Below are 20618 nucleotides of genomic sequence, written 5' to 3' on the forward strand. Positions count from 1 at the left end.
AGGGCGCGCGCGGATGCGCGTCGCGCTGCACGCAGCCGCCTCACTGCTGGCGGCCTTTTGTCACGTTTGGTCCGTCTTAAGTTCTAACAATCTAGAACTTCCTGATACACAATCCGGCAACCACAGGAGGAGCAGGCATGGGCGGTCGAATTCGTCACGGGACGCGGGCGGGAATGGTGGCAGCGGCGGCCTGGCTCCTGCTGCTGGCGGGCGGGGCTTGGGCGCAAGCGCCTCAGGCACCCGCGTCGCAGCCGGCGGCCGACAGTGCCGATCTGGTCGTCCATCCCTGGGTGGTGCCGCCGCCCAACTGGTCGCCCGAGGCCTATTTCACGAACCTGAAGGACGGCGCCACGACCGAGGCGCCCTTCGTCGCGCGCTTCGGTCTTTCGATGCGCGGCATTGTCCCGGCCGGCAGGACCGCGGGCACGGCCGGCCACCACCACCTGCTGATCAACCAGCCGCTGCCGCTCGACTTCACCAGGCCGCTGCCCTTCACCGAGCACTACATCCACTTCGGGAAGGGCCAGATGGAGACCGTGGTCGACCTGCCGCCGGGCACCTACACGATGCGGCTGGTGCTGGCGGACCAGGGACACATCCCGTATTTCGTCTACAGCAAGCCGCTCAGGTTCACGGTCAGCAAGCAGAACAAGGGCGTCACGCCGGCCAGCCTGCTGGGCGAGCCGCGCATCGAACTGCTGAGTCCCGCCGATCACAGCACGGTGCAGTTGCCGCTGCGCGTGCAGTTCCATGCCAGCGGCCTGAACGTGTCGAACGCAGCGCCCAAGGTGCCCGACACCGGCCACTTCCGGCTGGTGCTGGAGCGCCCGGGCCAGAAGGCGGAAACCATCGACCTCGACGGCGGGCAGACCGAGGTATGGCTCAACCCGCCCAAGGGCAGCTACAGCGCCCGGCTCGAGCTCCTGAGCAACACCGCGGCCGGGAACGTCGTCGCACGCGCCAGGCCGGTCGCCTTCACCGTGCCTTGAGTATCGCGGCCGCCACCTCGGCGAAGCCGGCGCCGCGCTCGCGCTCGGTGACGTAGCTCGGCAGGTGCGACAGGGCGGCCTCGAACCGGCGGACGTTCGCCACGCCGATGCTGTGCTCGAAATGCTCGAACATCAGCGCGTCGTTGGTCGAGTCGCCGACGTAGGCCCAGCGCTGCATCTCGTCGTCGAGCCGGCGATCCCAGAGCTCGCGCACGATCCAGCGGGCGCCGGCCAGCTTGTTGTGCTCGCCGTACCAGCCGTTGACGTGGATGCTGCTGACGGTGGCGTGCATGCCCTCGCTGCGCATCAGCGCGACGACAGCGGCGATCTGCGCATCGCCGAGTTGCGTGAATTCGCTGTGGTCGATCGCGATGTCGCATTCGCGGCCCGGCGAGTCGGTGGCGCGCCGGGCGCCGGGGATCTCGCGCTCGATGCGGGCCAGCACGGCCTGCATGCGCGCGAAATTGCGCTCACGCGTGGGCGCGTCCTGCTGGTAGCGCTTCTCGAGGCCGCCATGGGGTGCAGGCAGCAGCGCGACGGCGCCGTTCTCGGCCACGATGGCGTCCACCGGCCAGACGCTGGCAAAGGGCTCGCTCCAGCCCACCGGGCGGCCGGTGATCGCCACCCGATGCAGGCCGGCTGCGCGCAGGTCGGCCAGCGCTGCCAGCGCATCGGCGCTGATCGCGCCTTCGGTCGTCAGCGTGTCGTCGATGTCGGTGAAGACGCCGACCAGCGCGCGCCGCGCCGCCAGCGGCCAGTCGCAGAGGGGCGTCATCAGGAGGCGGTCTGCAGCGCCAGGCCGGCGTGCTCGCGCAGCGGATGGAAGTGGATCTTCGGGAAGCGCTCCTGCGCCAGCCGCACGTCGTAGGGCGAGGTGCACAGGTAGGCTAGCGTGTTGGCCGCGTCGAGCGCCATCCGCGCCGGATAGGCATCGACGAAGGCGCGCAGCTCGGCCGGGGTGTCGGCCGTGATCCAGCGCGCGCCGGTGTACTGGCAGCCCTCGAGCCGGACGTCGGCGTCGTACTCGGTCTTCAGGCGGTGCTGCACCACTTCGAACTGCAGCTGCCCGACCGCGCCCAGCAGCATCGGACCGCCGACCTCGGGGCGGAACACCTGGATCGCGCCCTCTTCGCCGAGCTGGGCCAGTCCCTGCTGCAGCTGCTTGGTACGCAGCGGGTTCTTGAGGATCACGGTCATGAACAGCTCGGGCGCGAAGAAGGGCAGGCCGGTGAACTGCAGCGAGGCGCCGTCGGTGATGGTGTCGCCGAGCTGCACGCCGCCGTGGGTCGTGAAGCCGACGATGTCGCCCGCGTAGGCCTCCTCGACCGCTTCGCGCCGCTGGCTCATGAAGGTCACGACGCTGGTCGGGCGCAGTTCCTTCGCGGTGCGCTGTACCTTGAGCTTCATGCCCGGCGTGTAGCGCCCCGAGGCCATTCGCACGAAGGCGATGCGGTCGCGGTGGTTGGCGTCCATGTTGGCCTGCACCTTGAACACCACGCCCGCGAAGTCCTTGTGCTCGGGCCGGATCTCCTTGACCACCGGCTGCCGGTTGACCATCGTGGTGCTGATGCGCGGCTGCGGCGGCGGCGCCAGGTCGACCAGCGCGTCGAGCACTTCCATCACGCCGAAGTTGTTGACGCCGGAGCCGAAGAACACCGGCGTCTGCTTGCCGGACAGGAAGGCCTCGCGGTCCCAGGTGGGCGAGGCGCCGGTGGCCAGTTCCATGCTTTCCATCGCGTGGTCGAACTCGCGGCCGAAGCGCTTGTGCAGCGCGTCGCGGTCGGTCAGCGAAATCGTCTCGAAGTCCTGCGGCAGCTTTTCCTGGCCCGACTCGAACACCGTCATCGCCTTCGTGCGCAGGTTGATGATGCCGCCGAAGCTCTTGCCCTGGCCCACCGGCCAGGTCATCGGCACGCAGGGCATGCCGAGCTCGCGCTCAATCTCGTCGAGCAGCTCGAGCGGCTCGCGCACCTCGCGGTCCATCTTGTTGACGAAGGTGATGATCGGCGTGTCGCGCTGGCGGCAGACCTCGATCAGCCGCCGGGTCTGTGCTTCCACGCCGTTGGCGGCGTCGATCACCATGAGGGCCGAATCGACCGCGGTCAGCACGCGGTAGGTGTCTTCGGAGAAGTCCTTGTGGCCCGGCGTGTCGAGCAGGTTGATGACGTGGTCGCGGTAGCTCATCTGCATCACCGACGAGGCGACCGAAATGCCGCGCTGCTTCTCGATCTCCATCCAATCGGAGGTCGCGTGGCGCGAGGCCTTGCGCGCCTTCACCGAGCCGGCGATCTGGATCGCGCCCGAGAACAGCAGCAGCTTCTCGGTCAGCGTGGTCTTGCCGGCGTCGGGGTGGGAGATGATCGCGAAGGTGCGGCGGCGTTTGGTTTCGGAGGCGAAGGTCATGGAGGTGAACGCGGTGCGCGCTCACGGGCGCGGGCTGCTGGAGGCAAAACCCACGATTTTACCGTTCGGGCGCTCACATCGGGGGGTGAGGCCTTTGCGGCCCACCAGCATGCCCGAGGCGGTCAGCGCGACCTTCTCAAGCCGTGCTGGCGGGCGGCTAGCGCCGCGCGTTAAAATACGGCGTTCCGAGGAGCGTTGCAGCGCCGACAGGCGTGAGGCTCGGACCATCATCGCAACCACGCTCACCCGCTGTTCTCGCGGTGAGTCCATTCCCCGATCGCAGTGGCATCTTTCAAGCTTGCTTTGGAGCCAACATGAGCGCAGTTCTCAAACCGTCCCCCGTTTCCACCGTCGACCAGGCGATCGCCGACCTCTCCCTTGCCGCCTGGGGCCGCAAGGAAATCCGAATCGCCGAAACCGAGATGCCCGGCCTGATGGCGATCCGCGAAGAGTTCGCCAAGGGCCAGGCGCTCAAGGGCGCGCGCATCACCGGCTCGCTGCACATGACGATCCAGACCGCCGTGCTGATCGAGACGCTGCAGGCGCTCGGGGCCACCGTGCGCTGGGCCTCGTGCAACATCTTCTCGACCCAGGACCACGCCGCCGCCGCCATCGCCGCGGCCGGCACGCCGGTGTTCGCGATCAAGGGCGAGTCGCTGGAAGACTACTGGGACTACACCCATCGCATCTTCGAATTCGGCCCCAAGGGCTCGGCCGGCGAAGGCCCGAACATGATCCTCGACGACGGCGGCGATGCCACGCTGCTGATGCACCTGGGCCAGCGCGCCGAGAAGGACCAGAGCGTGCTGGCCAACCCGACCAGCGAGGAAGAGCGCATCCTGTACGCGGCCATCAAGGCCAAGCTGGCGGTCGATTCGACCTGGTACACCCGCAAGTCGGCCGAGATCATCGGCGTGACCGAGGAGACCACCACCGGCGTGCACCGCCTGAACGAGATGTCGGCCAAGGGCACGCTGCTGTTCCGCGCCATCAACGTCAACGACTCGGTCACCAAGAGCAAGTTCGACAACCTCTACGGCTGCCGCGAATCGCTGGTCGACGGCATCAAGCGCGCGACCGACGTGATGATCGCCGGCAAGGTGGCCTGCGTGGCCGGCTACGGCGACGTGGGCAAGGGCTCGGCCCAGGCCCTGCGCGCGCTGAGCGCGCAGGTGTGGGTGACCGAGATCGACCCCATCAACGCCCTGCAGGCCGCGATGGAAGGCTACAAGGTCGTGACCATGGAATACGCCGCCGACAAGGCCGACATCTTCGTGACGACCACCGGCAACAAGGACGTCATCACGCACGACACGATGGCGAAGATGAAGGACCAGGCCATCGTCTGCAACATCGGCCACTTCGACAACGAGATCGACGTCGCCTCGATCGAGAAGTACGAATGGGAAGAGATCAAGCCGCAGGTCGACCACATCACCTTCCCGGACGGCAAGAAGATCATCCTGCTGGCCAAGGGCCGCCTCGTGAACCTCGGCTGCGGCACGGGCCACCCGAGCTTCGTGATGTCGTCGTCGTTCGCGAACCAGACCATCGCCCAGATCGAGCTGTTCACCAAGCCCGACGCCTACCAGGCCGGCAAGGTCTACGTGCTGCCCAAGCACCTGGACGAGAAGGTCGCTCGCCTGCACCTCAAGAAGGTCGGAGCGATGCTGACCGAGTTGACGGATGCGCAGGCAGCGTACATCGGCGTCGACAAGAACGGCCCGTACAAGCCCGACACCTACCGCTACTGAGTCCCGCGTCTTGCGTGCCGATCAGCTACTCGTCGAACGCGGCCTCGCCGCTTCGCGCTCGCAGGCCGTCCGCCTGATCGCCGGCGGCTTGCGCTGGCGTGACGGTGCCGACTGGCGCGTCGTCGGGAAGAACCGCGACGAAATCCCCGAAGCGGCCGAGCTCGAACTGCTCGATGCCGCCGAGGCCCGCTACGTCTCGCGCGGCGGCCTCAAGCTGGAAGGCGCCTTGGCCGCCACCGGCATCGACCCGCGCGGCCGGCGTTGCCTCGATGTGGGCCAGTCGACCGGCGGCTTCACCGACTGCCTGCTGCAGCAAGGCGCCGAGCATGTGGTGGGCGTCGACGTCGGCCACGGCCAACTGCATGCGCGCGTGCGCGACGATGCGCGGGTGACCGCGGTCGAAGGCGTCAACGCCCGCACGCTGACGGCGGATGCCTGGGCATCCGAATCCCCTGAAGATGAGACTGCCGATCGGAGCTTCGGCCTGATCGTCGGCGATCTCTCCTTCATTTCACTCACGCTGGTGCTGCCCGCGCTGGTGCCGCTGCTGGCGCCCGATGGCGACATGCTGATGCTCGTCAAGCCACAGTTCGAACTGCAGCCGGGCCAGGTCGGCAAGGGCGGCATCGTGCGCGAGCCCGCGCTGTACGCCGTGGTCGAGCAGCGCTTGCGCGATACCTGCGCCGCACTCGGCCTGCGCGTCGTGCGTTGGCTCGACAGCCCGATCGAGGGCGGCGACGGCAACCACGAGTTCTTCATCCATGCTGTTCATGCGGACGGCCAACCAGGAGCCGGCCGTGCGCCTTCCGCTGAGCTTTGAATTCTTCCCGACCAAGACGCCCGAGGGCGCAGTCAAGCTGCGCGCCGTGCGGCAGCAGCTCTACGCGCAGGAGCCCGAGTTCTGCTCCGTCACCTACGGTGCCGGCGGCTCCACGCACGAAGGCACGTTCGGCGCGGTGCGCGAGATCCTGGCCGAAGGCGTGGAAGCGGCCTGTCATTTCTCCTGCATCGGCGCGACCAAGGCGACGGTCCGCGAGCAACTGGCCGAACTGAAGGCGATGGGCGTCAAGCGCCTGGTCGCCTTGCGCGGCGACCTGCCGAGCGGCTATGGCGTGGGCGGCGAGTTCCACTACGCGAGCGATCTCGTCGCCTTCATCCGCGCAGAGACCGGCCGCGATTTCCACATCGAGGTGGCCTGCTATCCCGAAGTGCATCCGCAGGCGCGCTCGCCCGAGGCCGACCTGCAGGCCTTCGCGGCCAAGGTGCACGCGGGCGCCGATTCGGCCATCACGCAGTATTTCTTCAGTGCCGAGGCCTACTGGCGCTTCGTCGACGAGGCGCGCGCGCTGGGGCTATCGACGCCGATCGTGCCGGGCATCATGCCGATCACGAGCTCGACGCAGCTGATGCGCTTCTCCGATGCCTGCGGCGCCGAGATCCCGCGCTGGATCCGTCTGCGGCTGCAGAGCTTCGGCGACGACACGGCATCGATCAAGGCCTTCGGCCTCGATGTCGTCGCGGCCTTGTGCGAACGCCTGCGCGCCGGCGGCGCGCCCGCGCTGCATTTCTACACGATGAACCAGTCGGTGGCCACGCTCGGTGTGCTGCAGCGGCTGGGCTGGGCTGCATGAGTTTGCGCAGCGGCCTGGCGGCGCTGCTCGCGGCCGGGCTGCTCGCGGCCTGCGCGGTGCAGCCGGCGTCGCAGGGCGATGCGGCAGGCGACGCGCCGCAGGGTCGCCTGCGACCGCTGGCGAAGCAGCCGGCCCTGCCGCCGGGCGCGCCGCCGCGCTCCGCGGTGCCGTCGGTGCGCTACGACCTCGCTGTGTCGGGCCGCGGCGAACTGGGGCCCGACGACGGCATTCCGGGCGACGAGGGCGGGCGCGAGGTCTTCGAGCGCGGCGGCGCTTCCTGGTACGGCATCCAGTTCCACCAGCGCAAGACCGCCAGCGGCGAGCGCTTCGACATGACTGCGTTCACCGCGGCGCACAAGACGCTGCCCTTCAACACGCGCGTGTGCGTGCGCAGCCTGGTCAACGGGCGCGAGGTGCTGGTGCGCGTCAATGATCGCGGGCCCTACGCCTCGGGCCGCATCATCGACCTGAGCCGCGCCGCGGCCGAGGCCATCGGCATGCTCGGGATGGGCATCAAGACGGTGGCGCTGTCGATCGCGGACCAGGAGACCGACCGCTGCGGCGGCACCGAGGTCGGTCCGGTGGAGGTGCCCCTCCAGGCCGCCCAGGATCCCGCACCCAGCAAGCCGACGCGACAAGTCCCGCCCCGCAAACGCCGCTGATCTGCTTCGGCCGGCGCAGCCAGGCCCGTTGGTGAAACACCGCGGATCTGGCTTTGCCAGTCCGCTGGTGTTGCCCCCGGTAGGGGGTGGGCGGGCTACACGCAGTGAGCCCAACCTGGGGGCGAGCCAGAGCTACCCTCCGGCGTCGAGTGAGAAGGTGGCGTTCCGGTCCTGCGCCAGCCGCTCGGCCATCTGGGGCAGGGCGGCCGCCAGCAGCGGCTTCAGCGTGTAGGGCGGATTGATCAGGAACATGCCGCTGGCCGGCAGGCCCGGCCGGTGCGTCGCACCGGTCGCATCGGTCGTGATCTTGCTCGACTTGACCGTCAGCGTGGCGTGCAGCCAGGACTTGCCGGCCTTGGTGGCCATGGTCTTGAGCCGGCGCGGCAGGTCGTGCGCTTCCGGCCGCGGGATGATCGGGTACCAGACGGCGTAGGTGCCGGTCGCGAAACGCTTGAGTGCCTCGGCCACGAAGTCGAGCACCCGGGCGTAGTCGCTCTTGATCTCGTAGCTCGGGTCGCACAGCACCAGGGCGCGGCGTGAAGGCGGCGGCAGGAACTTGGTGGCGCTGCCGAAACCGTCGTCGCGCAGCACCGCGATCTGGCGGCCGGCCTCGAGCTGGGCGATGTTGGCGTCGAGGGTGCGGGCGTCGGTCGGGTGCAGCTCGAACAGCTTGAGCTTGTCGTGCTCGCGCAGCAGGTGATGCACGATGAAGGGCGAGCCCGGATAGACCCGTGCGCCGCCGTTGGGATTGAAGTCGCGGACTACCTCGAGGTAGCGCGCCAGGGCGTCCGCGAGCGGGGCCTCCGCTTCGGCGGCGGGCTTCTTCGACGTTTTCCTGGCCGGTGCTGCGCCGGGCACGGGTGCCGGTGCGGCCTTGGCGGGCGCCAGCAGCCGCAGGATGCCCTCGGCCGCTTCGCCGCTGGTGCCGGCGTAGTCTCCATCGAGGCGGTAGAGGCCGGCACCGGCGTGGGTGTCGACCACGGTCAGCGCCGCTTCTTTTTCGAGCAGATGCTCGAGGGTGGCAATCAGCACCGTGTGCTTGAGCACGTCGGCGTGGTTGCCGGCATGGAAGGCGTGGCGGTAGCTAAACATCCCTGGATGGTAACGGTCTGGCCGCCCGATCTGGGTCCTGATTGCGCCTCAAAGGTGATTCTTCGTATAATCGCGGGCTTCGCAGCGCCTTTGTGGCCCCGCGGCGAAGACAGGAACCCGCTTGCGCGGGAACCGGCAACCCACCTAAGAGATTCCCGCCAGAGGAACGCCGACCGTGGAAAAGGGCCCGCCAAACCCTCTTTTGAAGAGAAACTCATGACCAAAACGTTCAGCGCCAAGCCCGCTGACGTGACGCACGAGTGGTTTGTGATTGACGCGACCGACAAGGTCCTCGGACGAGTAGCCAGCGAAGTTGCTCTCCGTTTGCGCGGCAAACACAAGGCCATTTACACGCCTCACGTCGACACCGGTGACTTCATCGTCATCATCAACGCAGCCCAGCTGCGCGTCACCGGCGCCAAGCCGATCGACAAGGTGTACTACCGTCACTCGGGCTACCCGGGCGGCATCACGGCCACCAACTTCCGCGACATGCAAGCCAAGCACCCGGGCCGCGCCCTGGAAAAGGCCGTCAAGGGCATGCTGCCCAAGGGCCCGCTCGGCTACGCGATGATCAAGAAACTCAAGGTGTACGGCGGTGCAGAGCACCCGCACACCGCCCAACAGCCCAAAGTGCTGGAACTGTAAGGAGCCTTGAGAATGATTGGTGAATGGAACAATGGCACCGGCCGTCGCAAATCCAGCGTCGCCCGCGTGTTCATCAAAAAGGGCACCGGCAAGATCACGGTCAATGGCAAGGACATCCAGGCCTATTTCGGCCGGGAGACCTCCATCATGATCGCGAAGCAGCCGCTGTTCCTGACGAACAACGTCGAAGCTTTCGACATCATGATCAACGTCGCTGGCGGCGGTGAATCGGGTCAGGCCGGCGCGGCGCGCCACGGCATCACCCGTGCCCTGATCGACTACGACGCGACGCTCAAGCCGGTGCTGAGCCAGGCTGGCTTCGTGACGCGCGATGCGCGTGAAGTCGAGCGTAAGAAGGTCGGTCTGCATTCCGCACGCCGCCGCAAGCAGTTCTCGAAGCGCTAATAAAAGGCGTTTTGGGCTTACCGCTCGCAATGACAAGAAACCGCCTTCGGGCGGTTTTTTGTTGATTGAAGTAGCATTCACCGATCGGCCGCAGTATTCGGCCCCACAGGAGTCCTCTCACAATGAGCGCCGTTGCAGAAACCATCCAGACCCCGGCCATGATGCCCGAGCCGATCGTCTTCACCGACAGCGCGGCCGCCAAGGTGGCCGACCTGATCGCCGAAGAAGGCAATCCCGACCTCAAGCTGCGCGTGTTCGTGCAGGGCGGCGGCTGCTCGGGCTTCCAGTACGGATTCACCTTCGACGAGATCACCAACGAAGACGACACCACCATGACCAAGAACGGTGTGTCGCTCCTGATCGACGCCATGAGTTACCAGTACCTGCTCGGCGCCGAGATCGACTACAAGGAAGACCTGCAGGGCGCCCAGTTCGTGATCAAGAACCCGAACGCCACCAGCACCTGCGGCTGTGGATCGAGCTTCTCGGCCTGACGTCCCTCAGGCGCGTGCCTCCACGAAGCCGCCTCCGGGCGGCTTTTTGCTGCCCGCCCTCCGAACGATCGCACTGTGCGCACCCCGCAAACCTTGGGGCTTCGGCCGGCGCAGCCAGGCCCGTTGGTGAAACACCGCGGAACCGGCTTTGCCGGGCCGCCGGTGTTGCCCCCGGTAGGGGGTGGGCGCCCGACACGAAGTGCGGGCAACCTGGGGGCGAGCCAGATTCAGGGGTAGATGGCGCCGAGGACCCGGGCGCCGCGGGCGCCGGTCACGCTGGCGAGATTGCCGGGTTGGCCCTGCAGCGTGGCGCGCGCCAGCCAGGCGAAGGCGGCGGCTTCGACTTCCTGCGGCGGCAATCCGCGCTCGGCGGACGACACCACCTCCACGGTCGGCAGCAGGGCCCGCAGCCGTGCCAGCAGATGCAGGTTGAGCGCACCGCCGCCGCACACGATCAGCGTCCGGCTGTCGGCGCCGTAGCGCTGCAGATGCGCCGCGCAGGTACTGGCCGTCAGCTCGGCCAGCGTGGCCTGCACATCGGCGGGATCGGCTTTCGAGGTGCCCAGGTGCGCGGCCAGCCAGTTGGGATTGAACAGGTCGCGGCCCGTGCTCTTGGGCGGCGCCTTGGCGAAATAGGCCTCGGCCAGAAGGCGCGAGAGCAGCTCCGGCAGCACCTGGCCGCTGGCGGCCCACTGGCCGCCGGCGTCGTAGGGCTGGCCGATGTGGGTCTGGCACCAGTGGTCGATCAGCGCATTGCCCGGTCCGCAGTCGAAGCCGAGCACGGTGCCGCTGCCGGCCGGCAGCAGGCTCAGGTTCGAGATGCCGCCGAGGTTCAGCACCGCCACCGCCTGGTCGTCGCGGGCGAACAGGGCCCGGTGGAACCCCGGCACCAGCGGCGCGCCCTGGCCGCCGGCCGCCAGGTCGCGGCTGCGGAAATCGGCCACCACCCGGATGCCGCTGAGCTCGGCGATCAGCGAGGGGTTGTTGATCTGCAGGGTGTAGCCGACCTCGTCGAACTCGCCGGGCCGGTGCCGGACCGTCTGGCCGTGGGCGCCGATGGCGGTGACGGCGTCGGCCGGCAGGCCGGCATCCTCCAGCAACTGCTTCGCCACGCGGGCATAGACCCGAGCCAGCCCGTTGCCGGCCAGGGCGGCGCGGTGCAACTCGTCGTTGCCGGGGGTATTGAGCGCCATCAGTTCGGCGCGCAAGCCCATGGGGAAGGGTGCGGCTGCGTAGCCCTGGACGGCGATGCCGTCGTTCGAGAAGTCCGCCAGGACGCCGTCGACACCGTCCAGCGAGGTCCCCGACATCAGGCCGATGAAAAGTTCAGCCATGGGTTGCGGGGAGCGTGGGAACGGGGCCTGGCCGCCGCGCGTCAGTCCGCGCTGGCCTGGACGACCGAGAACGCGGCCGACAGCTCGGTGCGCGTGGCGATGGCGAGCCGCTCGAAGGCGGGACGAGAGGCCGCGGTGATCGGAACGCCGCCGTCCTGCTGAGCGATCTTGGCCGGGTCGTGGTATTCGCCGTTCACCCGGAACTCGAAATGCAGGTGCGGGCCGGTGGCCCAGCCGGTCGAACCCACGGCACCGACGGCCTGGCTCTGGCTGACGCTCTGGCCGACCTTGACGTCGATGCGGCTCAGGTGTGCGTAAGCGGTTTCCTGCTTGTTGCGGTGCTTCAGGATGACGATGTTGCCGTAGCCGCTCTGCGTGCCGGCGAACTCGACCGTGCCGTCGCCGACCGCGCGCACCGGGGTGCCGGTGGGGGCCGCGAAGTCGATGCCGTGGTGCTGCCGCCAGCTGTTCAGGATCGGGTGCAAGCGCATCGCGAAGCCGCTGGTCACGCGCGAGAACTCGACGGGCGAGCTCAGGAAGGCGCGGCGCAGGCTGTCGCCGTTGGGGCGGTAGTAGCCGCCCTTCTGGCCGGGCTCCTGGAACCACAGCGCCTGGTAGAGCTTGCCGTTGCTCTCGAACTCGGCCGACAGCACGCGCCCGGTGCGCAGCGCCTGGCCGTCGGCGTCGAGGGTCTCGTAGACCACCGCGAAGCGGTCGCCCTTGCGCAGCGTGCGGAAGTCGACGTCGCCGGAAAAGATGTCGGCCAGCTGGCTGGCGACCGCATCGGGGATGCGGGCGTCGTCCGTGGCTGCGAACAGGGAGGTGCGGACGACGCCGCTGGCGAGCCGGGAGCCCGGCGCCAGGACGTCGGCTTCGGTGCGGGCCCTGAAGCCCGTGGGGGTCTTTTCGACCACCATCCGCTTGAAGCCGCCATCGCCGTCGGGAATCCAGCGGGCGCTGAGCTTCTTCAGCGCGTTCTCCTGCGTTGCCTCGGCGGTCACGGTGCGGCCGGGCCGGCTCAGCAGCGCGGCGCGCGCTTCGGCATTGCCCCGGACGAAGGCGGCCGCGGCCGGGTCGGCGAGACCCAGGCGCTGCAGCAGCGCCTCGGCGGTGTCGCTCGAGCGGGTGATTTCGGTCCGGAACAGGGTGAAGCTGTGGGCGTCCAGCGCCTCGAGCTGGTCGGCAAAGGAGGTGGCCGGCGCGACGGCCTCGAAGACCTGCTTGACGGGGAGCTCGGCCGCATCGGGGCCAAGGGAGGCGACGGCGAAGGCACCGCCGCCGGCGGACAGCAGCAACGCGGCGATCGCAGCCGTGATCTGCTTGGGGTAGGTCCGAAATGTGTGAGCCACGCGCGAAGCAATCAGCTCCTCGGCGGCAAGAATGCCGTTGATCAAACTTCGAATTCCAGCTCAGGTTCTGCAAATCCGTACTGCAAGGACCGTGTCGAACGGGCGGCAGGACGGTGCGTTCACAGCGCCGCTTAGAATCCGGCGCTTGGAAAAGTCGGGCTGAGTATAGCTTCGGCCATAGTTAAAACAGGCAAAAAGCCCAATGAACCCCGGTTTTGTTACAAGCACAAGTCTGTCTGAAGGCGTAGGACAGGCCCTCGAAATTTCGCTCCGTGGAACCGACGAGCTGCTTCCCCAGGACGAGTGGGTGCGCAAGCTCCAGCGGTCCGAGGCGACCGGCGCGCCGCTGCGCATCAAGCTGGGCCTGGATCCGACGGCGCCGGACATCCATATCGGCCATACGGTGGTGCTCAACAAGATGCGCCAGCTGCAGGATCTCGGCCACACCGTGATTTTCCTGATCGGCGACTTCACCACCACCATCGGCGATCCCTCGGGACGCAACAGCACCCGGCCGCCGCTGACCCGCGAGCAGATCGAGGCCAACGCCCAGACCTACTACAAACAGGCCAGTCTCGTACTCGACCCCTCGAAGACCGAGATCCGTTACAACTCCGAGTGGAGCGACCCGCTGGGCGCTCGCGGCATGATCCAGCTCGCGGCCAAGTACACCGTGGCGCGGATGATGGAGCGCGACGACTTCAGCAAGCGCTTCAAGGCCGGCCAGTCGATCTCGGTGCACGAGTTCCTCTATCCGCTGATGCAGGGCTATGACTCGGTGGCGCTGAAGTCGGACCTCGAGCTCGGCGGCACCGACCAGAAGTTCAATCTGCTGGTCGGACGACACCTTCAGCAGGAATACGGGCAAGAGCCGCAGTGCATACTCACTATGCCGCTACTGGAAGGGCTCGACGGCGTCGAGAAGATGTCGAAGAGCAAGAACAACTACATCGGCATCAGCGAGGAGCCGAACACCATGTTCGCCAAGGTGCTGTCGATTTCCGACACCCTGATGTGGCGCTGGTACACGCTGCTGAGCTTCAAGTCGCTGGCGGAGATCGCCGCCCTCAGGGCCGAGATCGAGGGCGGGCGCAATCCGAAGGATGCCAAGGTGGCGCTGGCCAAGGAGATCACCGCCCGCTTCCACAGCGCCGCAGCGGCCGAGGCCGCCGAGCAGGACTTCATCAACCGCAGCAAGGGGGGCGTCCCCGACGAGATCCCGGAAGTCGCGCTGGCCGGCGCCCCGCTGGGCATCGCCCAACTGCTCAAGCAGGCCGGCCTCGCTCCTTCGACCTCCGAGGGCAACCGCCTGATCGACGGCGGCGGCGTCCGCGTCGACTCGACCGTGATCAGCGACAAGGCGCTCAAGCTGCCGCAGGGCACCTATGTCGTCCAGGTCGGCAAGCGCAAATTCGCCAAAGTTACCCTGACCTGACCCACCGGACAGGGGCCGGCGCAGCCCGGCCCCCATTGGTGAAACACCGCGGAACCGGCTTCGCCGGGCCGCTGGTGTTGCCCCCGGTAGGGGGTGGGCGGGGCTACACGAAGTGAGCCCCAACCTGGGGGCGAGCAATCACCTCACTTCGATGGTCACCCGGCGGTTGCGCGGCTCGTCGACTTCGTCGGCCGTGCGCACCGCGAGCTCGCGTTCGCCGCGGCCCACGGCTTCGATGCGGTTCGGCGGGAAGTCGCGAACGAGGAAGAGCTGCCGAACTTCCAGGGCGCGGGTGAGCGACAGGTCGTCGTTGCGCGTCAGCGTGCCGACGGTGTCGGTGTGACCGGTGACCACGATCTCGCCGCCGCTGCGCGTCAGGGCGGCGGCCAGGGCCTCGTTCATGGCGACCTGCGACGCCGCGGTGAGCACGATGCCGCCTGCTTCGAAATACACGGTGTAGCTCTGCGCCGGCGGTGGCATCAGATCGAAGAGCATCTTGTTGTCCTGCTTCAGGCGCTCGGGATCGACCTTGTCGATCGTCGGCGCGCCGTGGGCGCCCCGCTTGGCGGTCGCGCGTTCGTAGGGCTGGGACAGCGTCTCTTCGCCGTCCTCGGTGCGCACCACCACGGCGGACGGCTGGCCGTCGGCCTGGGGCAGCAGGACCACGCGGGTACCCGGCGAGGAGCAGGCCGCGAGCAGGAGGGAAGAAACAACGACGAGAAGAGGGAGGAGACGGCGGACGGTCACGGCTGCGGATCCGCCTCGACGATGAAATCGGTGCCGCGGATGCCGATCACCGCGGTTTGCGTCTCGACGCGCACGGCATCGGGGTGGCTCCTGCCAATGAGTCCGGTGACCATCCGCAGGGTCCCGCGCAGCAGCGAGACCAGCATGCCGCCGTCCTGTGTGGTCGAGTCGAAATGGAACTGCTTGAGGTCGACCCGCGACGACGGACCGACCACCAGCGTCGTGCCGTCGCGCAGCACCACGCTGGCGCCCGAGTCGGCACCGGTCTGGAGGCGGTCGATGGGCGCCATGGCGTCGCCGGCACTCGCGGCCCGCGGCTTGCCATCGGCACTGAGCAGCTGGACGTCACCGCGCACGGATTTCACGATGCCGGCGCGTTCCTCGACCGCCACGGCGGGCTTGGGCGCTTCGGCCGAAGGGGTGCCGCCTGCACTTGTCTGGGCCGCCGCGCCGCAGACGGCAAGGGCGAAGCCGACCAGGACCAGGGTTGATTTTTTGTTCACGAACACACTTCCGCAACGATTGGGGACGTTGCGGTCGATGGTACGCGAGGGTGGGCGGACCGCGATAATCCGGCGGCGCCGCGTCTGCGCCATTGTTCGCACTTTGCTTTTCAGTTACTTTTCATCCCTTGAAATTCGCCTCGCTGAGTCCTGCCCAACTGCTCCGGGCGTCGATCGCGGTCGCCGTGGTCACGATCCTTCTCAAGGGCGCGGCAGGCTACGTCACCAATTCCATGGGGCTGATCTCGGACGCCATGGAGTCGTTCGTCAATCTGGCCAGCGCGACCTTCGCGCTGGCGATGGTCACGGTCGCCGCGCGGCCGGCCGATGCGGACCATCCCTACGGCCATCACAAGGCCGAGTACTTCTCGTCGGGCTTCGAGGGCATCCTGATCATCGGCGCGGCCATCGCCATCATCTGGGTGGCGGTGCTGCGCCTGCTGTCGCCGCAGCCGCTGGAGCAGCTCGGCTGGGGGCTCGGGCTGTCGATCCTGAGCTCCGCCTTCAATGGCGCGCTGGCCTTCGTGATGTTCCGGGCGGCGCGCACGCACCGCTCGATCGCGCTCGAATCCGATGCCCGGCACCTGGTCACTGATGTCTGGACCTCGGCCGGGGTGGTGGTCGGCATCGTCGCGGTCGGGCTGACCGGCTGGCTCTGGCTCGACCCGGTGCTCGCGATCGGCGTCGCGCTGAACATCGCGCGCGAGGGCGTGAAGCTGGTGTGGCGTTCCTCCCAGGGGCTGATGGACGAGGCGCTCGATCCCGAATCGCTGGCGTTGCTGCACGCGACGCTCGAGCGCTTTGCTGCCGGCGTTCCCGAAGGCGCGCAGCTGCGCTTCGACGACATCGTCACGCGCCGTGCGGGCCAGCGGCGTTTTGCCGACCTGCACATGCATGTGCCGGGCGCCTGGTCGCTGCAGCGCGCCGCGGGCCTGCGCGACGGGCTCGAGCAGGCGTTGATGGACGCGGTGCCCGGCCTGCGCGTGACGATCCAGCTGCTGCCGCTGGGCATGGAAGCGCGCGCCACGCAGAAGGAAGCGACGCCGTGAAGGCGCTGCTGCAGCGCGTGGCCGGCGCCCGGGTCGAGATCGCGGGCCGCACGGTCGGCGCCATCGACGCCGGACTGCTGGTGCTCTTGTGCGCCGAACGCGGCGATGGCGACCTGCTGGCCGACCGCTTGCTGGCGAAGATCCTGAAGCTGCGGATCTTCGCCGACGATGCCGGCAAGATGAACCGCAGCCTGCAGGACATCGGCGGCGGCCTGCTGGTGGTGAGCCAGTTCACGCTGGCCGCCGACGCGAGCGGCGGCAATCGCCCGAGCTTCACGCAGGCCGCACCGCCCGACGAAGGGCGGCGGCTCTACGAGTACTTCGTGGCCCGGGCGCGCGATGCGCATCCGGTGGTGGCGACCGGAGAGTTCGGCGCCGACATGCAGGTGCACCTGGTGAACGACGGTCCGGTGACCATTCCGCTGCAGATGCAGTAGCCGGCGCCGGGCCGCGTCAATAGGGGTTGCGGATCCCGAGGCGCGCGAGGATCTCGATCTCGTGGGCTTCCATGGCTTCGGCGTCCGCCTCGCCGGTCTCGTGGTCCCAGCCTTGCGCATGCAGCGTGCCGTGCACCAGCAGGTGGGCGTAGTGCGCGGCCAGCGTCTTGCGCTGCTCCTTCGCCTCGCGCGCCACCACCGGCGCGCAGAGCACCAGGTCGGCCATCACGACCGGGGACTGCGCGTAGTCGAAGGTCAGCACGTTGGTCGCGTAGTCCTTGCCCCGGAACTCGCGGTTGAGTTGCTGGCCTTCGTCGGCATCGACGATCCGCACCGTGATCTCGCCGTCGGCATCGAGCGCGTGGCGGATCCAGCGGACGACGTTGTGGCGCGGCAGTGCGGCGCGATGGCGCTCGACGCCCTTGAAGCGGGCGAATTGCAGGGATAAAGAAAGTTGCGAGAGCGCCATCTCAGCGGGCCACCGTGCGCTTGCGCGAGTTGTCGTAGGCATCGACGATGCGCGCGACCAGCGGATGGCGCACCACGTCGGCGCTCGTGAAGCGTGTGATGGCGATGCCGTTGACGCGCTTGAGCACCCGCTCGGCGTCGATCAGTCCGCTGGGCTGGGTCTTCGGCAGGTCGATCTGGCTCACGTCGCCGGTCACCACCGCCTTGGCGCCGAAGCCGATGCGGGTCAGGAACATCTTCATCTGCTCGACCGTGGTGTTCTGCGCCTCGTCGAGGATCACGAAGGCGTTGTTGAGCGTGCGCCCGCGCATGAAGGCCAGCGGCGCGATCTCCAGCGCGTTGCGCTCGAAAGCCTTCTGCACGCGGTCGAAGCCCATCAGGTCGTAGAGCGCGTCGTACAGCGGCCGCAGGTAGGGATCGACCTTCTGCGTCAGGTCGCCGGGCAGGAAGCCGAGCCGCTCGCCGGCCTCGACCGCGGGCCGGGTCAGCACGATGCGCTGCACCGCGCTGCGCTCCAGTGCGTCGACCGCGCAGGCCACGGCGAGGTAGGTCTTGCCGGTGCCGGCCGGGCCGATGCCCAGCGTGATGTCGTGGTTGGCGATGTTGTCCAGGTAGACGCTCTGATTCGGCGTGCGCGCGCGCAGGTCGGTGCGCCGCGTGGCCAGCAGGATGGCGCCGTCCTCGGCCTCGGCCATCGCGCCGTCGCTGGCCAGGGTGAGCTGGACCACGGCGGGATCGATGACCCGCTGCGCGATTTCATAGAGCGCCTGCAGCACCTCGAGGGCGCGCTGGGCGTTGACCTTGGGGCCGTCGATCTTGAACTGCTCGTGGCGGTGCGCGATCTTGACGTTGAGGGCTTCCTCGATGCGCCGCAGGTTCGCGTCGAGCGGGCCGCAGAGGTGGCCGAGGCGCGTGTTGTTGGGCGGGGCGAAGGTGTGTCGCAGAATCACGCGGATTTCATTTCAAAAGCGAAAAGGGCACCCATGATAGGCAAACTCACCGGCATCCTGGCCGAACGCAATCCGCCGCAGGTGGTGGTGGACTGCAACGGCGTCGGCTACGAGGTCGATGTGCCGATGAGCACCTTCTACAACCTGCCGGGCGCCGGCGAGCGGGTGTCGCTGCTGACGCACTTCGTGGTGCGCGAGGATGCGCAGGTCCTCTACGGCTTCGGCACGGCGCAGGAAAGGGCGGCGTTCCGGCTCCTGATCAAGATCTCGGGCGTGGGGCCGCGCATGGCGCTGGGCGTGCTGAGCGGGCTGAGCGTGGGCGAGCTGGCGCAGGCGATCACGCTGCAGGAGGCCGGTCGGCTGGTAAAGATTCCGGGCATCGGCAAGAAGACCGCCGAGCGGCTGCTGCTCGAGCTCAAGGGCAAGCTGGGCGCGGACATCGCGGTGCCCGCGCATGCCGCCACCGACGCGCAGGCCGACATCCTGCAGGCGCTGGTCGCGCTCGGCTACAGCGACAAGGAGGCCGCGGCCTCGCTCAAGGCGCTGCCGAAGGACGTGGCGGTGGGCGAGGGGATCAAGCTGGCGCTGCGGGCGCTGGCGAAATAGCGCGCCGCGGCCGCGCCTTCAGGGCACCCACCAGTAGCGCAGCGCGTGGAAGTACACGGGCGCGGCGAAGACCACCGAGTCGAGCCGGTCCAGCATGCCGCCGTGGCCTTCGATCATGGTGCCCCAGTCCTTCACGCCGCGGTCGCGCTTGATCGCGGACATCACGAGACCGCCGAAGAAGCCCATGACGCACACGGTGAGCGCCATCAGCGCGGCCTGCCAGGGGTTGAAGGGCGTGGCCCAGTACAGTGCCGCGCCCAGCGCGGTGGCGCTGAGCACGCCGCCGACCAGGCCTTCCCAGGTCTTCGACGGCGACAGCTCCGGCGCCACCTTGCGCTTGCCGAGGAGCTTGCCCCAGACGTACTGCAGCACGTCGCTGCCCTGCACCACGATCACGAGAAAGGCGATCAGCAGCAGGTTGCGGCCCTCGAAGCCGGGAATCTGCAGCGTCAGCAGCGCCGGCACGTGGCTGATGCAGAACACGCAGACCATCAGGCCCCACTGCACCTTGGACGTGCGCTCCAGGAATCGCTTGGTGTCGCCGCCGACCGCGGCGAGGATCGGCAGCACGAGGAAGGCGTAGACCGGGATGAAGATCGCGTAGAGCCCGTACCAGTCGATCCAGATCAGCAGGTACTGCACCGGCAGCACGATGAAGAAGGCCGCCGCGATCGCATGGTGGTCGCCGCGCCGCGTGTAGGCCAGGCTCATGAACTCGCGCAGCGCATAGAAGGAGATCAGGTAGAACAGCACGATCACGCCGCCCTTGCCGAAGGCGAAGGCGAGGCCGATCACGGCGACCATCACCCACCAGGCGTTGACGCGCGAATTCAGGTTGTCGATCACCGAATGCGGCTCGCCGTGCGCGACCCGCCACTTGAGCAGCGCGCCGATGGCCGAGGCCAGCAGCAGAACGCCCGCGACGCCGCCGAACAGCATCAGCGTGGTGTGGGAAGAGACAGAGAAGGTCATGGTGCCGGGTCTTCCGCTTTGTCGTATTCGGGGCGCAGGTCGAGCATCGAGGCGCGGGCCCGGGCGATGAAGGCGGCCTTGTCCTCGCCGTCCGCCAGGCGCAGCGGCGTGCCATAGCGCACGGTGCAGGCCAGCGGGATCGGCACCAGCGTGCCCTTGGGCAGCACGCGCTTGAGGTTCTCGATCCACACCGGCACCAGCCGCACCTGCGGAAAGGCGCGTGCCAGGTGGTAGAGCCCGCTCTTGAGCGGCAGCAGCGTCTCGTCGCCGGTGTTGCGGGTGCCTTCGGGGAACATGATCAGCGAGTCGCCGGAGCGCAGCGCCTCGGTCATCTGCTCGACCGGGTTGGCCGTGGTGCCGCTCGCCGCGGCGCCGTCCCGGCGGATCATCAGGGCGTTGAACACGTCCTGGCCGATGAAGCGGCGCAGCGCCGATGCCTCCCAGTAGTCCTGCCCCGCGACCGGCCGCGTGAGGGCGCGCAGATCGGGCGGCAGCGTGGCCCACAGCAGCACGAAGTCGCCATGGCTCGTGTGGTTGGCGAAGTAAAGGGTCTGCTCGGCCAGGGGCGTGCTGCCGGCCCAGATGGCGCGCACGCCGGTCAGCAGCCGCGCAAAGACCACGATCAGCCAGGCCGAGGCGATGGCGGCGAGCCTGCGCAGGCCCCCGGAAGGGGAAGGACTCATGGGAACT

At 68.2% G+C, this 20618-nt stretch carries 23 protein-coding genes and 1 riboswitch; of the genes, 12 read left to right on the forward strand and 11 right to left on the reverse strand.

Annotation, left to right across the window (positions count from 1 at the left end):
• The first annotated feature begins 137 nt into the window (after window positions 1-137).
• Window positions 138-989 carry a DUF4399 domain-containing protein gene (locus AC1DYK_RS12000; protein WP_478166506.1) on the forward strand — a complete coding sequence of 284 codons (852 nt, stop codon included), beginning with the start codon at window positions 138-140 and terminating at the stop codon, window positions 987-989.
• Here AC1DYK_RS12000 and AC1DYK_RS12005 read toward each other — a convergent pair.
• Together AC1DYK_RS12005 and AC1DYK_RS12010 are read right to left on the reverse strand one after the other, a co-directional pair.
• On the reverse strand, window positions 976-1764 hold the full coding sequence (locus tag AC1DYK_RS12005) for an HAD-IIB family hydrolase (protein WP_478166507.1): 789 nt from the start codon (window positions 1762-1764) through the stop codon (window positions 976-978). The genes AC1DYK_RS12000 and AC1DYK_RS12005 overlap by 14 nt on opposite strands.
• Window positions 1764-3392 (reverse strand): peptide chain release factor 3, encoded by a 1629-nt coding sequence (locus tag AC1DYK_RS12010; protein WP_478166508.1) that lies wholly within the window; start codon window positions 3390-3392, stop codon window positions 1764-1766. Before AC1DYK_RS12010 ends, AC1DYK_RS12005 begins: the two co-directional genes overlap by 1 nt.
• Before the next feature lie 181 nt (window positions 3393-3573).
• Window positions 3574-3643, forward strand: a riboswitch (S-adenosyl-L-homocysteine riboswitch).
• Between the two features lie 63 nt (window positions 3644-3706).
• Here AC1DYK_RS12010 and ahcY point away from each other — a divergent pair.
• Genes ahcY through AC1DYK_RS12030 form a run of 4 tightly spaced genes read left to right on the forward strand, consistent with a single transcriptional unit; the run spans window position 3707 to window position 7439 of the window.
• Entirely contained in the window at window positions 3707-5146 is a 1440-nt protein-coding gene (ahcY, locus tag AC1DYK_RS12015) for an adenosylhomocysteinase (protein ID WP_478091763.1), read from the forward strand.
• A 10-nt stretch (window positions 5147-5156) separates the two neighbouring features.
• The gene (locus tag AC1DYK_RS12020) at window positions 5157-5966 is read left to right on the forward strand and encodes a TlyA family RNA methyltransferase (protein ID WP_478166509.1); all 810 of its coding nucleotides are present in this window, start codon (window positions 5157-5159) and stop codon (window positions 5964-5966) included.
• Window positions 5944-6777, forward strand: coding sequence for a methylenetetrahydrofolate reductase [NAD(P)H] (gene metF / locus AC1DYK_RS12025; protein ID WP_478091760.1), 834 nt, complete (start codon window positions 5944-5946; stop codon window positions 6775-6777). Before AC1DYK_RS12020 ends, metF begins: the two co-directional genes overlap by 23 nt.
• Complete coding sequence (locus tag AC1DYK_RS12030) at window positions 6774-7439, forward strand: septal ring lytic transglycosylase RlpA family protein (RefSeq protein WP_478166510.1); 666 nt, start codon at window positions 6774-6776, stop codon at window positions 7437-7439. The genes metF and AC1DYK_RS12030 overlap by 4 nt, the downstream gene beginning before the upstream one ends.
• 132 nt (window positions 7440-7571) lie before the next feature.
• On the opposite strand, the gene AC1DYK_RS12035 is transcribed toward AC1DYK_RS12030, so the two are convergent.
• Window positions 7572-8531: a 23S rRNA (adenine(2030)-N(6))-methyltransferase RlmJ gene (locus AC1DYK_RS12035; RefSeq protein WP_478166511.1), complete on the reverse strand. Its 960-nt coding sequence runs from the start codon at window positions 8529-8531 to the stop codon at window positions 7572-7574.
• A gap of 216 nt (window positions 8532-8747) precedes the next feature.
• Here AC1DYK_RS12035 and rplM point away from each other — a divergent pair, with 216 nt between their 5' ends.
• The 3 genes from rplM to erpA all read left to right on the forward strand — a co-directional run bounded on the left by rplM (window position 8748) and on the right by erpA (window position 10078).
• Window positions 8748-9179 (forward strand): 50S ribosomal protein L13, encoded by a 432-nt coding sequence (rplM, locus tag AC1DYK_RS12040; protein ID WP_015867439.1) that lies wholly within the window; start codon window positions 8748-8750, stop codon window positions 9177-9179.
• Window positions 9180-9191: 12 nt separating this feature from the next.
• Window positions 9192-9584, forward strand: a complete 393-nt coding sequence (gene rpsI / locus AC1DYK_RS12045; RefSeq protein ID WP_214681933.1) for a 30S ribosomal protein S9 — start codon at window positions 9192-9194, stop codon at window positions 9582-9584.
• A gap of 122 nt (window positions 9585-9706) precedes the next feature.
• On the forward strand, window positions 9707-10078 hold the full coding sequence (erpA, locus tag AC1DYK_RS12050) for an iron-sulfur cluster insertion protein ErpA (RefSeq protein ID WP_442283613.1): 372 nt from the start codon (window positions 9707-9709) through the stop codon (window positions 10076-10078).
• Between the two features lie 227 nt (window positions 10079-10305).
• Here erpA and AC1DYK_RS12055 read toward each other — a convergent pair whose 3' ends face one another.
• Together AC1DYK_RS12055 and AC1DYK_RS12060 are read right to left on the reverse strand one after the other, a co-directional pair.
• Window positions 10306-11412, reverse strand: coding sequence for an anhydro-N-acetylmuramic acid kinase (locus AC1DYK_RS12055; protein WP_478166512.1), 1107 nt, complete (start codon window positions 11410-11412; stop codon window positions 10306-10308).
• A gap of 41 nt (window positions 11413-11453) precedes the next feature.
• Window positions 11454-12806, reverse strand: coding sequence for a peptidoglycan DD-metalloendopeptidase family protein (locus tag AC1DYK_RS12060; RefSeq protein ID WP_478166513.1), 1353 nt, complete (start codon window positions 12804-12806; stop codon window positions 11454-11456).
• 157 nt (window positions 12807-12963) lie between these two features.
• Between AC1DYK_RS12060 and tyrS the strand changes: the two genes are divergently transcribed.
• The gene (gene tyrS, locus AC1DYK_RS12065; RefSeq protein WP_478166514.1) at window positions 12964-14196 is read left to right on the forward strand and encodes a tyrosine--tRNA ligase; all 1233 of its coding nucleotides are present in this window, start codon (window positions 12964-12966) and stop codon (window positions 14194-14196) included.
• A gap of 138 nt (window positions 14197-14334) precedes the next feature.
• Here tyrS and AC1DYK_RS12070 read toward each other — a convergent pair whose 3' ends face one another.
• Complete coding sequence (locus AC1DYK_RS12070) at window positions 14335-14943, reverse strand: OmpA family protein (protein ID WP_478166515.1); 609 nt, start codon at window positions 14941-14943, stop codon at window positions 14335-14337.
• Entirely contained in the window at window positions 14940-15446 is a 507-nt protein-coding gene (locus AC1DYK_RS12075) for a FecR family protein (protein ID WP_478166516.1), read from the reverse strand. Before AC1DYK_RS12075 ends, AC1DYK_RS12070 begins: the two co-directional genes overlap by 4 nt.
• A 128-nt stretch (window positions 15447-15574) precedes the next feature.
• On the opposite strand from AC1DYK_RS12075, the gene AC1DYK_RS12080 reads away from it, so the two are divergent.
• On the forward strand, window positions 15575-16495 hold the full coding sequence (locus AC1DYK_RS12080; RefSeq protein ID WP_478166517.1) for a cation diffusion facilitator family transporter: 921 nt from the start codon (window positions 15575-15577) through the stop codon (window positions 16493-16495).
• Window positions 16492-16932, forward strand: a complete 441-nt coding sequence (gene dtd, locus AC1DYK_RS12085; RefSeq protein ID WP_478092186.1) for a D-aminoacyl-tRNA deacylase — start codon at window positions 16492-16494, stop codon at window positions 16930-16932. The genes AC1DYK_RS12080 and dtd overlap by 4 nt, the downstream gene beginning before the upstream one ends.
• Before the next feature lie 16 nt (window positions 16933-16948).
• On the opposite strand, the gene ybeY is transcribed toward dtd, so the two are convergent.
• A complete protein-coding gene (gene ybeY / locus AC1DYK_RS12090; RefSeq protein ID WP_478166518.1) occupies window positions 16949-17401 on the reverse strand; it encodes an rRNA maturation RNase YbeY in 453 nt (150 codons plus the stop codon).
• Window position 17402: 1 nt separating this feature from the next.
• Complete coding sequence (locus AC1DYK_RS12095) at window positions 17403-18350, reverse strand: PhoH family protein (protein WP_478166519.1); 948 nt, start codon at window positions 18348-18350, stop codon at window positions 17403-17405.
• Window positions 18351-18383: 33 nt separating this feature from the next.
• On the opposite strand from AC1DYK_RS12095, the gene ruvA reads away from it, so the two are divergent.
• Window positions 18384-18956 carry a Holliday junction branch migration protein RuvA gene (gene ruvA, locus AC1DYK_RS12100; RefSeq protein WP_478092190.1) on the forward strand — a complete coding sequence of 191 codons (573 nt, stop codon included), beginning with the start codon at window positions 18384-18386 and terminating at the stop codon, window positions 18954-18956.
• A gap of 18 nt (window positions 18957-18974) precedes the next feature.
• Here ruvA and AC1DYK_RS12105 read toward each other — a convergent pair whose 3' ends face one another.
• Both AC1DYK_RS12105 and AC1DYK_RS12110 read right to left on the reverse strand, forming a co-directional pair.
• Window positions 18975-19928, reverse strand: coding sequence for a phosphatidate cytidylyltransferase (locus AC1DYK_RS12105; RefSeq protein WP_478166520.1), 954 nt, complete (start codon window positions 19926-19928; stop codon window positions 18975-18977).
• A complete protein-coding gene (locus AC1DYK_RS12110; protein WP_478166521.1) occupies window positions 19925-20611 on the reverse strand; it encodes a lysophospholipid acyltransferase family protein in 687 nt (228 codons plus the stop codon). The genes AC1DYK_RS12105 and AC1DYK_RS12110 overlap by 4 nt, the downstream gene beginning before the upstream one ends.
• Between the last annotated feature and the right edge of the window lie 7 nt (window positions 20612-20618).

The sequence above is a fragment of the Variovorax sp. P2_H12 genome, from assembly GCF_056403395.1.

Coding starts and splice junctions, on each gene's coding strand:
- AC1DYK_RS12055 (WP_478166512.1), bottom strand. CDS start 11,412: ATGGCTGAACTTTTCATCGGCCTGATGTCGGGGACCTCGCTGGACGGT.
- AC1DYK_RS12030 (WP_478166510.1), top strand. CDS start 6,774: ATGAGTTTGCGCAGCGGCCTGGCGGCGCTGCTCGCGGCCGGGCTGCTC.
- erpA (WP_442283613.1), top strand. CDS start 9,707: ATGAGCGCCGTTGCAGAAACCATCCAGACCCCGGCCATGATGCCCGAG.
- AC1DYK_RS12000 (WP_478166506.1), top strand. CDS start 138: ATGGGCGGTCGAATTCGTCACGGGACGCGGGCGGGAATGGTGGCAGCG.
- AC1DYK_RS12105 (WP_478166520.1), bottom strand. CDS start 19,928: ATGACCTTCTCTGTCTCTTCCCACACCACGCTGATGCTGTTCGGCGGC.
- AC1DYK_RS12010 (WP_478166508.1), bottom strand. CDS start 3,392: ATGACCTTCGCCTCCGAAACCAAACGCCGCCGCACCTTCGCGATCATC.
- ahcY (WP_478091763.1), top strand. CDS start 3,707: ATGAGCGCAGTTCTCAAACCGTCCCCCGTTTCCACCGTCGACCAGGCG.
- AC1DYK_RS12005 (WP_478166507.1), bottom strand. CDS start 1,764: ATGACGCCCCTCTGCGACTGGCCGCTGGCGGCGCGGCGCGCGCTGGTC.
- AC1DYK_RS12035 (WP_478166511.1), bottom strand. CDS start 8,531: ATGTTTAGCTACCGCCACGCCTTCCATGCCGGCAACCACGCCGACGTG.
- ruvA (WP_478092190.1), top strand. CDS start 18,384: ATGATAGGCAAACTCACCGGCATCCTGGCCGAACGCAATCCGCCGCAG.
- rpsI (WP_214681933.1), top strand. CDS start 9,192: ATGATTGGTGAATGGAACAATGGCACCGGCCGTCGCAAATCCAGCGTC.
- AC1DYK_RS12110 (WP_478166521.1), bottom strand. CDS start 20,611: ATGAGTCCTTCCCCTTCCGGGGGCCTGCGCAGGCTCGCCGCCATCGCC.
- tyrS (WP_478166514.1), top strand. CDS start 12,964: ATGAACCCCGGTTTTGTTACAAGCACAAGTCTGTCTGAAGGCGTAGGA.
- ybeY (WP_478166518.1), bottom strand. CDS start 17,401: ATGGCGCTCTCGCAACTTTCTTTATCCCTGCAATTCGCCCGCTTCAAG.
- rplM (WP_015867439.1), top strand. CDS start 8,748: ATGACCAAAACGTTCAGCGCCAAGCCCGCTGACGTGACGCACGAGTGG.